Raw genomic sequence first — 11,406 nt, 5'->3', positions numbered from 1 at the left:
CCGATCCGACGCTCCGTCGCCTGACTCCAGCGCGGGTGATCCACCTCGGGATTCACGTTGGCGTAGAAACCGTATTCGCGCGGTTGCAGCGTTTCCCAACTCGTCGAAGGCTGGGAATCGGTCAGCGTGATCTTCACGATCGATTTGATCGACTTGAACCCATATTTCCACGGCACGACCAGCCGAATCGGCGCGCCGTTCTGATTGGGCATCGGTTTGTCATAAAGACCCGTGGCCAGAATCGTCAGCGGATGCATGGCCTCGTCGATCCGCAACCCCTCGTGATACGGCCAGTCAATGCCGCCGCCACGCTGCGCCCGCATCTCCTCCGGCCTGTAGAGCGTTTCAAATCGCACGAATTTCGCCCCCGGCTCGACTCCGGCCTTGTTCAGCGCCGATGCCAGCGGAACGCCAAGCCACGGGATCACCATCGACCAGGCTTCGACGCAGCGAAGCCGGTAGATACGTTCTTCCAGAGCGTTTTCGGGCGCAAGATCCTCGACCCCGTAACTGCCGGGCCGCTCCACCATACCACCAATCTCCACCGACCAGGGGTCCGTTGTCATGGCATCGGAATAGCGCGCCGGATCCTCTTTGCCGAAACCAAACTCGTAAAAATTATTGTAATTGGTGATCTCCTCGAAGCTGTTCGGCTTTTCATCGGTCGACAGGCGCGAGGGCGCGCCGCTGAGAGCAAGTGCCGAACCTGCCGAAAGCGTGGCGGCACCGGCAGCGGCGCCCGCCATGAAGCTGCGTCGGTTCAGCCAGACGGCTTCAGGGGTGACATCGGACCAGCTTAGTTTCATGGCGCGCTCCTACCATTGGAATCGGAAAAATCGAAAAGCTCGTATCAAGGGTACGGGCGAGAGGCCGGAAAAGTTACCTCACAATTTCGTTTGAGCGAGATTTTCTGTCGTGAAAAAGCCCCGCCGATCAGGTGGGGCTTCTTCATATGTTCGTCCGGCTGGATCAGTGCAGCGTCGCGTCCTTCGGACCCTCGCCCACGGCACCCAGCTTGTGCCCGGCGGTCCCGATATGGTTGCCGACCAGCAGGCCGTCATCGCCCGCGCTGACATGCACGGTCTGCCCATCCAGCACCTCGCCAGCGAGCAGCATTTCAGCCAGCGGGTCCTGCAAAGCCCGCTGTATCACCCGCTTCAGCGGACGCGCACCGAACACCGGATCATAGCCTTCATCCGCCAGCCATTTCATCGCCTTCTCATCCAGATCGAGCGAGATTTTCCGGGCCGCCAGCCGCGCCTCCAGCAACGCAAGCTGAATTTTGACGATGCCATCCATATTCTCGCGCGTCAGACGGCGGAAGATGATGATCTCGTCCAGACGGTTCAGGAACTCGGGGCGGAAATGCGCGCGCACCGCGTCCATGACGTCCTTGCGGGCATCGGTCGAATCCGCCTCATCCGGCAGGGTCGACAGGGCCTGACTGCCGAGGTTGGAGGTCAGCACGATCAGCGTGTTCTTGAAATCCACCTTACGGCCCTGACTGTCGGTCAGCTGACCGTCATCCAGCACCTGAAGCAGCACGTTGAACACATCCGGATGCGCCTTTTCGACCTCATCGAACAGGATCACCGAGTAGGGCCTGCGGCGCACGGCCTCCGTCAGCGCCCCGCCCTCGTCATAGCCGACATAGCCCGGAGGCGCGCCGATCAGACGGGCGACGGCGTGTTTCTCCATATATTCCGACATGTCGATGCGGATCATCGCATTCTCATCGTCGAACATATATTCCGCCATCGCCTTGGTCAGTTCGGTCTTGCCAACGCCGGTCGGGCCGAGGAACAGGAAGCTGCCCAGAGGACGGCTTTCCTCGTTCAGCCCGGCGCGCGCACGACGGACGGAGCGGGAGATCGCCGTCACCGCCTCGGACTGGCCGATAACGCGCTTGCCGAGGATTTCTTCCATCTTCAGCAGCTTCTCGCGCTCGCCCTCCAGCATCTTGCTGGTCGGGATGCCGGTCCAGCGTTCGACGACCTCCGCGATCTGCTCGGGCCGGACGGCCTCCTCGACCATCACGCCGTCTGTGCCGTCACCGCCTTCACTCTTGGCAAGCTGCTTTTCCAGTCCGGGAATGATGCCATAGGACAGCTCACCCGCGCGGGCGAGATTGCCCTCTCGCTTGGCCTGATCCAGCTCGGCACGCGCCCGGTCGAGCTGCTCCTTGAGATTGCGGGAGCCTTCCAGCTTGTCACGCTCCGCCTGCCAGCGGGCGGTCATCGCCTTCGACTGGTCGGTCAGATCGCCCAACTCCTTCTCCAGCCGACCCAGCCGGTCCTTGCTGGCGGCGTCATCCTCTTTCTTCAGCGCCTCGGCCTCGATCTGCATTTGCAGGATCTGCCGGTCAAGCGCGTCGAGTTCTTCCGGCTTGGAATCCACCTCCATCCGCAACCGCGACGCGGCCTCATCGACAAGATCGATGGCCTTGTCCGGCAGGAAACGGTCGGTAATGTAGCGATGCGACAACTCCGCCGCCGCGACGAGCGCGCCGTCGGAAATGCGGACACCGTGGTGAAGCTCGTATTTCTCCTTGATGCCGCGCAGGATGCTGATCGTGTCCTCGACCGTCGGTTCTTCAACCATGACGGGCTGGAAACGGCGGGCAAGTGCGGCGTCCTTCTCAATATATTTGCGGTACTCGTCCAGCGTGGTGGCACCGACACAATGCAATTCGCCCCGGGCAAGCGCGGGCTTGATCAGGTTCGCGGCATCCATTGCGCCATCGGTTTTGCCTGCGCCGACCAGCGTGTGCAGCTCGTCGATGAACAACACGACCTCACCCGCTGCATTCTCGATTTCCTTGAGAACCGCCTTCAGCCGCTCTTCAAATTCGCCACGATATTTCGCCCCGGCGATCAAAGCACCCATATCGAGCGCCCAAAGCTGCTTGTCCCGCAGGCTTTCCGGCACGTCACCATCGACGATCCGAAGCGCCAGCCCCTCGGCAATGGCGGTCTTCCCCACGCCCGGCTCACCAATCAGCACCGGATTGTTCTTGGTCCGGCGCGACAGCACCTGCATGGCGCGGCGGATTTCCTCGTCGCGGCCGATGATCGGGTCAATCTTGCCCTCTTCCGCCGCCTCGGTCAGGTTGCGGGCGTATTTCGACAGCGCCTCATAGCTGTCCTCGGCACTCGCACTGTCGGCGGTTCGGCCCTTCCGAATATCGTTAATCGCAGAGTTCAGTTGCTGCGCGCTGACATTCCCTGCCGCAAGCGCATCCCTCGCATTGGTGTTGGCAATCGCGAGCGCGGTCAGAATACGCTCGGCAGGAACAAAACTGTCACCCGCCTTGTCCGCAAGCTTCTGCGCCTCGTCCAGAACCCGGACCATGCTGGGATCGACATAGACCTGCCCGTCACCGCCCGACACTTTCGGCAGCTTCGCAACGGCAGCATCGACCGCCTGCCGCACCGATTTCGCATCGCCCCCGGATTTCGTGATGAGATTGGACGCAAACCCCTGATCGTCATCCATCAGGGCCTTCAGCAGGTGTTCCGGCATGACCCGCTGATTTTCCTCGCGGATCGCAATCGTCTGCGCAGCCTGCATAAACCCGCGCGAACGTTCGGTAAATTTTTCCATATCCATGGACATCTCTCCTTTGCAGCCCCCGCCTTTGGCACCGCCCAGATCTGGCACAATGTCGTCGCGGGTCTTCGGGTTTCAGATGGGTATGCAGGGTATGCGATGCAATAGTAAGAAGTTCCGCAAGACAGCAATCGCCCCGCATTTTCAGTCTTTTGTCATACTGGTCGGTCTGGCATCGATGCGCTTTATTGGCTAAGGCCGTGAGAGAGCCCCCTGCAAATATATCTTCTCGAAAGGATACCGCCTTGGACGACCGCCTGATCGTAGCACTCGACGTCGGAAATGCGCTTGCCGGACAGGAGCTGGCGGATCGGATCGGGGATGCTGTGTCGTTCTACAAGATCGGCCTCGGGATGCTGACCGGCGGGGGTCTGGCGCTGGCGCGTGAGCTGAAGGACGAACGGGGCAAGCGGGTGTTTCTCGACATGAAGCTGTTCGACATCGGCGCGACCGTCGAAGCGGCCGTCCGTGGTCTGGCCCAGTTCGATCTGGATTTTCTGACCGTGCATGGCGATCCGCATGTGGTTCGCGCGGCGAAGGAAGGTGCTGCGGGATCACAGACGAAAATTCTCGGCGTCACGGTGCTGACCTCGCTGGATCGGGCAGATCTGGACGCCGCAATGATCGCGCCGGGTGATCTGCATGACCTGACTGTGGAGCGCGCCGTGCGCGCGTTCGAGGCCGGGGCGGATGGTGTCATTGCCTCGCCCCGCGAGGCGACGGCCATTCGCGCGCTGCCGGAATCCGAAGGCCGGCTGATCGTCACCCCCGGTGTACGGCCAAACGGTGCCGCACTCGGTGACCAGAAACGCGTGGAAACACCGGCCGATGCAATCTCGGCGGGGGCCGATCATATCGTCGTCGGTCGCCCGGTCTGGCAGGCTGCCGATCCGCGCGCGGCGGCGCAGGCTATTCTGGACGAACTGCCCTGAACCGGCTCACATTCCGGACCAGACCAGCCACGGGAAGATCAGCAAAAGGGCGAGCCGCAGGACATCCGCGCCGATAAACGGGACGATCCCGCGGATCACGGTTTCCTGCCGCAACCCCGGCACGGTCGCCTGCACAACGAACAGGTTCATGCCGACGGGCGGGGTGATGAGCCCGATTTCGGCAACCGTCACGACCAGCACACCGAACCAGACCATGTCATATTCCAGCGCCAGCGCAACTGGCGCGAGCAGCGGGACGGTCAGCAGCACCATCGACATCGAGTCCATGAAACAGCCAAGCACGATGTAGAACAGCAGGATCAGGATCATCACGATTGTCGGGTGCAAACCCGACTGGCCGATCACCTGAGCCAGCATCATCGGCAGGCCGGTGGTTTCCAGAAAGAAATTGAAGAACGATGCGCCGATCAGGATGAGGAAGATCATCCCCGTCAGCGCCGCCGTTTCACGCATGATGTCGCGCAGCACCGGCAGGTTCAGCCCGCCCGTTGCCAGCGCGAGCAAGAACGCGCCGCACGCGCCCACTGCCGCAGCCTCGGTCGGAGAGAACCAGCCCAACTGCATTCCGCCGATGACGGTTCCGAACAACGCCAGAACCGGCCAGACGCGCAGCAAGAGGGAGATCCTCTGCCCCCAACCGACCACCTCGCCCGCGGGCGCCAGCTCGGGGCGGCGCCGGACCCTGATCATAACCGCAAAAGCATAAAGTACGGTGCCAAGCAGGCCCGGAATTATCGCGCCCATGAACAATGCCCCGATCGGCGTCTGAGTCAGCAGGCCGAAGATGACCAGAATGATCGATGGCGGGATCAGCACCCCGAGCGTCCCTCCTGCAGCGACAGAGGCCGCGGCGAGGCTGTCGTCATAGTTATATCGCCGCATCTCTGGCATCGCGACCCGGCCAATCGTGGCGACCGTCGCCAGCGATGACCCGCAAATCGCCCCGAACACGGCTGACGCGCCAACCGTCGACACCGCCAGACCGCCCCGCCACCGACCGACAAAGGCATTGATCACATCGAAAAGCGATCTCGACAGGCCCGCATGGGCAGAAAACACGCCCATCAGGACAAATAGCGGTATGACGCTGAAGCTGTAAGGAAAGATGGCTTCGAACGGAGCGGTCGACAACACATAGGCAGCCTGCCCGAACCCGCCGCTCAGCGCAATTCCGGCCAACCCGATGAGCGACATTGAGATGGCGACCGGAAAGCCCGTGGCGATCAGCATCAGCGTCAGGACAAAACCGGCAAGGCCGATCAGTGGCATGGACATTGTTCAAACCTCAATGGGTGGCATGCCGGGTCTGCGGCAGATCCAGAAACAGGCGCATCAGAACCGGGATAAGGGCGAGGACGGATGCAGCGACGCCAATCAGCAGCGGCGTCCAATAAAACCCGATGGAGATGCCAAGCTGCTGGGATTTGTCGCCAAGCATCATCTGCATCCGGTAGGCCGGAATGCACTCGGTAAAGATGAACAGCATCAGCAGCATCGCAGATGCAGCCGCGATACCATGCAGGCTGCGGCCAATCCCGCGCGGTAATCTTTCGATAAGAAAATCGACGCCGACATGCGCGGCGACCGAAAAGCCCCAGGGGATCGACAACCAGGCCCCCGCCATGATGAAAAGCTGGACCAGATCCACGACACCCGGCACCGGCGTCCCAATCCGGCGACCGATCACATCCGCCACGCTTATCAGGGCAGCGGCGCAGTAGGCGAGCACACCGACACCGGCAAGAATTTCGATCAGGCCGTCGATGCGGCGAAGAAACGAAGCCATTTATTTTCCTTGAAAGCTGTCACATCGGCGCGACCTCGCGTCGCGCCGATGGTGGTATTACTGCTGCTGCGAAGCTTCGAACTCGGCAACCTTGTCCTGAAACTTCCGGTACAGTTCCGGCGCGTCCTCCACCCCATCGGATTGCATCGTCTGAAGATATTCGTCGATCATCGGCTGTACGGCGTCACGCCAGCGATCACGTTCGTCATCTGAAAGCGCCGTGATTCTGTGCCCTGCCGCCTCAGCCTCTTCGCGCCCCGCAGCGTCCCAGCTGTCCCACCAATCGGCGAAGTTACCGACGAGGTTGTCGCCCGACGCCTGATCGATGCAGGAGCGGACCTTCTCCGGTAGGCTGTCGTATTTCTTCTGATTCATGACGAAGAAGAACGACACCGTGTAGGCACCCATATCGAGATGGTCGGTCAACACGTCGTTGAGACCGAAGCTCTTGATCGGATCCCAGGGGAACACGGTCCCGTCGATCACGTTGCGCTGAAGGTTTTCGTAAACCTCGCCCGGCGGCAGACCCTGCGGCGTCGCCCCCAGGAAGGTCAGCATTTCGGACACGGGCGGGGAAGGCGTGCGGATCCGCAACCCCTTCATATCCTCCATCGTTTCGACATGAACGCCGTTCGTGTGCAGCAACCCGCCATTATGCGCATGCAGCGCAAGCACCTTCAGCCCGTCATATTCATTGCCAAGCTCACCTTCCTTATACAGCGACCACAGCGCATGCGTCGCAGCGCCCGCATCGCGCGTCAGGAAGGGCATCTCGACCAGCGACGTTCGGTTGAACCGTCCGCGCGGGATCCCCGACAGCCCGTGCGCGATGTCAACGACGCCAGCCAGAACCTGCTCCTGCTGCTTTGCGACATTGCCCTTCTGCGTGCCGCCCGGGTAAATATCAAAGGTGACTTCGCCATCGGTGCAGGCGGATACCTGCCTCGTCCACGGCTCGATGAAATCGGTATGAATACCGTGAACTGCTGGCAGATAGTGGCTGAGCGTCAGCTTCGTTTCGGCCATGACCGGCGCAGCCGCGATCAGCGCCAGCGCACTGGCGGTTAAGATGGTTTTCATTTTTGTGCTTCCTCCCTCGGGATCCCGCGCAATCCGCGACCGTATCTCCGCCGGCCAGATCCATGCGCAGGCACAGGTTATACATCGGCCGAGATGCGCCTCATTCGCATGGCAGCCATAGATTTTTCCAGATGAAGCTCCGGCGGGACGCGGCCGGAAAGCTTAAAACAGATGGGGTATCAGATTTTCCAGAACCGCCATCAGCTGCGTCTACTCGTTACCCTCCGATACTAGTTGTCGTTTAATGCACTTTTTGTTACTAATATCGATATATCTGCCACATCTTTCTGTCAACAGAATAATCTAGAAAGTTCAAATGGTTGCTGCGACTCTTCAAACTCTGGATCGGGGGCTGGCTGTGCTGGGCCTGCTTTCGGAAACGCCGGAGGGGCTCAGGCCGGGCGAACTCGCAGATCGTCTCTCTGTCCACAAAGCCATTGCTTATCGGCTGATCGCGACCCTTGAGGCGCATGGCCTGGCACGACGCCTGCCTGACGGTCGCGCCGTTCTCGGTGCCGGGCTGATCCCGCTCGCCGCGCATGTGGAGAAGCACAGGTTGAGCGCCGCCGCCCCGCATCTCGCCACCTTATCAGCGGCGACGCGGACGACGTCCTGTCTTGTGCTCGCCGATGGCCCGAATGCTGTCGTCGCTTTGGTGCAAGAGGGCGGCGACGGGTTCTTGCGGGTTTCTTATCGGCTGGGTTTCAAACATCCGCTCATTCACGGGGCCTCCGGGCACGCAATTCTGTCCGCCCGGCCCGCAGCCGATGGTGATTTGCCCGCCGTCAAGCGCGCACGGGAACAGGGCTACGCCATGACGCGGGGTGAGTTGCAGCCGGGCGCGGTCGGAATCGCAGCACCCATCATGCCGCCCGATCCCGCCGCACAGCCTGCGGAAGCCGCCGTCTCCATCGTCGCACTTCATGAATTCCCAGCGGATGCGCCCGCGCATGTCATGGCCTGCGCGAAGGCGATTTCCGAAATCTGGTAGCCGCAGTCGTCAGACCGCCACGCCCGATCTGCGCCGCTCAAACAGGCGGTTGCGCGACGCAAGAAGATGGGACTGCATCGCCTTCCGCGCCGTCGCCGGATCACCGTTCCTGATCGCCTCATAAACCTCTTCATGCTCGGCAAGTGTTTGCAGAAGCCCGTCGGGGTTTCGCTTCAACGAAATGGCATGAAACCGGATTCCTGCCGCGATATGCTCCTTCAGCGCCGCCATTGTCGTGGCGAAATACCCGTTATCGCCCGCAGCAGCGATGGCGAGGTGAAATTGCGAATCCGCGTCTTCACGGTGAATCTGCCGGTTGGCGGCGTCCTTCATCATGGAAAAAGCGGACGCCACCGGCTCAAGCATCCGCGCATCGTGCCGTTCTGCCGCCAGCGCGGCAGCCGCAGGCTCTACCGCCAGACGGAATTCATAGAACGTCATCAGATCGGCAATGTTTTCGAGCGGGCTGAAGCCCAGCGGATTGCGGATACCGGACGACCTGACGAAGCTGCCTGCACCCTGACGCGAATAGATCAGCCCTTTTTCACGCAAACGACGCAGCGCCTCTCGCACCACGGGTCGCGACACTTCAAATTCCGTCGCCAGATCATGCTCCGTCGGAAGTCGCTCATCCTCACAATAGGCACCGGACTTAATGGAAGCCTCAAGGCGCTCGAACACTACATCAGCCAAACTACGTCGTGGAATCATAAACTCACCGGAAAGATACAACTTAACGTAACCAGTTGTATTTACGATAAAGTTATTTTTGTACAGCGATAAATTAAAATTTGAACTTCAGTTGAGTGAAGTTATGGGGCCAAGGCATGACGCGAGGTCACTATCAGATCGTGGAGGCGACAACTTACCCCACGTCAGTTGTTTTGTTGCAATGACAACCAGCAGGGAAATCAATCAGGCGGGGCTGCCGGAACGGCATAGAAGCAGTTGAAGCGGGCAGCGCTTTGAACGATTGACGCCGACGCGGCAGATGGTCGGAATATAAGCACTATCACCGCCATCACGATCAGCGCGACTGGTACACCGTCGTGAAGCCGTAAGCACCAGCTTATGTGTGCAAAGCCACCCTCGACCGCAGCAACTTTACAAATGCTCTAATCCAGCCACAGAAAGGCAATGCGCGACGCGGCCGCGAAAATGCGGGACGGCCTGCGGATGAAAAATATATCTGCGAACCGGCATCAGCGCCCATCCCTGCCCCTCGTCACCGAAACGGATCGCCTTCACATCGTCGCGGCCAAGCTGACCCGTGAAGACAATGGACACGCCCCCGGGAACGGTGGCGCTTCGGAACGCCGTCACGGTCTCCAGACGATCCGGTGGCAGGTGAAGGCCGAATTCTTCCCACAGCTCCCGCAGGGCGCATTCGGTCGCGGTTTCACCGTTCTCCCGTCCGCCCCCGGGCAGATCCCAAAGCCCGGGAAACGGGATATGGTCGACATCGTCACGTTGCAGCGTCAGAAGGTTAGACCCGCAGGTCAGCACAAGATTCGCCGCATGGAACACCATCCCATCACGCCATGGAACCGGCCTGACAGGATCAACGCTCACTCTGCCGCGTGCCGGATTGCGGGGGCATCGGGGCTCAGATGCGCAACTTCGCCCAACACATCAGCCAGTTGCCCCGCGAGCCGTGGATAGCCGGCGGAGGGTTTCATTTCCGCCTGATCCAGATAAAGCGAACGGTCGATTTCGACCTGCAGGACATGCACCCCCTGCGTCGGCCGACCATAGGCATTCGCGACATACGCGCCGGAGAATGGCACATTCAGTCGCAAATTGAAGCCCGCGCGCCGGAATGCCGCGCAAACCCGCTCTCGCAGAACCATACCGCAGCTGATCCCATGCCGGTCGCCGATCACAATGTCAGGCCGGGGCGGCAGCAGATGCGAAATCGCCTCATGCGGCATGGAGTGCATATCGATGACGATCGCCCAGCCGAACCGCGCAACAGCCTCATCCACCAGCCCGCGCAGCGCCTTGTGATAGGGCCGCCAATAGGTCTCGATCCGCCGCTTCGCCTCCGCCATCGCAATCGGCCGCTGGCGTATGGGTCGCGCGGCTGAAACCACGCGGGGAATCACCCCAAGCCCGGCAAGCGCCCGTGGCGTGGCCGGGCGCGTGACCCGGCACCGAACCGCGCCGGGATCGAGGTCGGAGGCGCTTCGGTTCAGATCGACAATACTCCGCGGTATCCGCGCAACCAGGGTCGCCGCCCCCGCTGCAAGCGCCGGTTCGATCAGCCGGTCCATAAACGCATCTTCCGAAGACCGAAGCGCCGTCACATCAAGGCATGTTTCCTCCAGAAACCACGCTGGAAAGTCACGTCCCGAATGCGGCGAGCACACGATCACGCCGCTTTCCCACTTACGCGGACGGCTCAGAACATGGCTGTATATATCACCCGGCGTTTCCCGCATCTCTTCGTGCTCCCTGCCGCCGGAATCGCTGTGCAATCCGGCTACCGCCATGTGGTCTCGATCCCATTTATATCTGCGTCGTTTTCTGTCGCCAACTGTCTTGAAACCCTGAGAGACTGCCTATATAGACCCCCGAACCGACGCGGTGCCGCGCCATATTGGCCGAATCGCACGGGAAGGGGCGGTTAGCTCAGCGGTAGAGCACTACGTTGACATCGTAGTGGCCACTGGTTCGATCCCAGTACCGCCCACCATTTTCGCGCCCCCGGACTTGGGCCGGGGGTATTTCAGTTTCAAGGCGCTTGGCTGAGCGCCGCGATGAGGAGAAGACCGATGAAGGTTCGCAACTCGCTCCGCTCGCTCAAGAGCCGCCACCGCGATTGCCAGGTGGTGCGCCGTAAGGGCCGGATCTATGTGATCAACAAGACCAATCGTCGTTTCAAAGCCCGTCAGGGCTGAGGCGACGCCCTTCAGGGCTGGAAAATTCAAAACCCGCTGCGTCCTCGCAGCGGGTTTTTCTTACGGCTCGCCCGCGCCAGCGATGTG

At 60.9% G+C, this 11,406-nt stretch carries 11 protein-coding genes and 1 tRNA gene (1 of these 12 cut by a window edge); 4 read left to right on the top strand and 8 right to left on the bottom strand.

Features of this window, described 5'->3' with window-relative positions; all coding sequences use genetic code 11:
- Positions 1–806: the 5' portion of a protein-methionine-sulfoxide reductase catalytic subunit MsrP gene (gene msrP / locus PAF12_RS14270; protein ID WP_271107670.1), read on the bottom strand. Its footprint begins 103 nt before the window's first position; 806 of the gene's 909 nt are visible here — the first part of the coding sequence; it begins with the start codon at positions 804–806; its stop codon lies off the left edge, out of view.
- A 163-nt stretch (positions 807–969) separates the two neighbouring features.
- Positions 970–3,609: an ATP-dependent chaperone ClpB gene (clpB, locus tag PAF12_RS14265; protein WP_271107669.1), complete on the bottom strand. Its 2,640-nt coding sequence runs from the start codon at positions 3,607–3,609 to the stop codon at positions 970–972.
- 245 nt (positions 3,610–3,854) lie between these two features.
- Between clpB and pyrF the strand changes: the two genes are divergently transcribed.
- Positions 3,855–4,541, top strand: coding sequence for an orotidine-5'-phosphate decarboxylase (pyrF, locus tag PAF12_RS14260; protein ID WP_271107668.1), 687 nt, complete (start codon positions 3,855–3,857; stop codon positions 4,539–4,541).
- A 6-nt stretch (positions 4,542–4,547) separates the two neighbouring features.
- Here pyrF and PAF12_RS14255 read toward each other — a convergent pair whose 3' ends face one another.
- The 3 genes from PAF12_RS14255 to PAF12_RS14245 are packed head-to-tail and all read right to left on the bottom strand — an operon-like array spanning position 4,548 to position 7,428.
- Entirely contained in the window at positions 4,548–5,837 is a 1,290-nt protein-coding gene (locus PAF12_RS14255; protein ID WP_271107667.1) for a TRAP transporter large permease, read from the bottom strand.
- 10 nt (positions 5,838–5,847) lie between these two features.
- A complete protein-coding gene (locus PAF12_RS14250; RefSeq protein WP_271107666.1) occupies positions 5,848–6,348 on the bottom strand; it encodes a TRAP transporter small permease in 501 nt (166 codons plus the stop codon).
- A 57-nt stretch (positions 6,349–6,405) separates the two neighbouring features.
- Positions 6,406–7,428 (bottom strand): TRAP transporter substrate-binding protein, encoded by a 1,023-nt coding sequence (locus PAF12_RS14245; protein ID WP_271107665.1) that lies wholly within the window; start codon positions 7,426–7,428, stop codon positions 6,406–6,408.
- A 316-nt stretch (positions 7,429–7,744) separates the two neighbouring features.
- Here PAF12_RS14245 and PAF12_RS14240 point away from each other — a divergent pair, with 316 nt between their 5' ends.
- Positions 7,745–8,419, top strand: coding sequence for an IclR family transcriptional regulator (locus PAF12_RS14240; protein WP_271107664.1), 675 nt, complete (start codon positions 7,745–7,747; stop codon positions 8,417–8,419).
- A gap of 9 nt (positions 8,420–8,428) precedes the next feature.
- On the opposite strand, the gene PAF12_RS14235 is transcribed toward PAF12_RS14240, so the two are convergent.
- The 3 genes from PAF12_RS14235 to PAF12_RS14225 all read right to left on the bottom strand — a co-directional run bounded on the left by PAF12_RS14235 (position 8,429) and on the right by PAF12_RS14225 (position 10,911).
- The gene (locus PAF12_RS14235) at positions 8,429–9,100 is read right to left on the bottom strand and encodes a FadR/GntR family transcriptional regulator (RefSeq protein WP_271107663.1); all 672 of its coding nucleotides are present in this window, start codon (positions 9,098–9,100) and stop codon (positions 8,429–8,431) included.
- 423 nt (positions 9,101–9,523) lie between these two features.
- Positions 9,524–9,949 carry an NUDIX hydrolase gene (locus tag PAF12_RS14230; protein ID WP_271107662.1) on the bottom strand — a complete coding sequence of 142 codons (426 nt, stop codon included), beginning with the start codon at positions 9,947–9,949 and terminating at the stop codon, positions 9,524–9,526.
- A gap of 38 nt (positions 9,950–9,987) precedes the next feature.
- Positions 9,988–10,911, bottom strand: coding sequence for an N-formylglutamate amidohydrolase (locus PAF12_RS14225; protein WP_271107661.1), 924 nt, complete (start codon positions 10,909–10,911; stop codon positions 9,988–9,990).
- Positions 10,912–11,039: 128 nt separating this feature from the next.
- Between PAF12_RS14225 and PAF12_RS14220 the strand changes: the two genes are divergently transcribed.
- Positions 11,040–11,114: transfer RNA gene (locus PAF12_RS14220), tRNA-Val, on the top strand.
- 79 nt (positions 11,115–11,193) lie between these two features.
- Positions 11,194–11,319, top strand: coding sequence for a type B 50S ribosomal protein L36 (gene ykgO / locus PAF12_RS14215; protein WP_042245282.1), 126 nt, complete (start codon positions 11,194–11,196; stop codon positions 11,317–11,319).
- Positions 11,320–11,406 lie beyond the last annotated feature (87 nt).

It is taken from the genome of Paracoccus sp. SCSIO 75233, assembly GCF_027912675.1.
In the GTDB taxonomy this organism is placed as follows: domain Bacteria; phylum Pseudomonadota; class Alphaproteobacteria; order Rhodobacterales; family Rhodobacteraceae; genus Paracoccus.
Note: the sequence above shows the minus strand (reverse complement) of the source record. Positions and strands in the feature narration are given on the sequence as shown.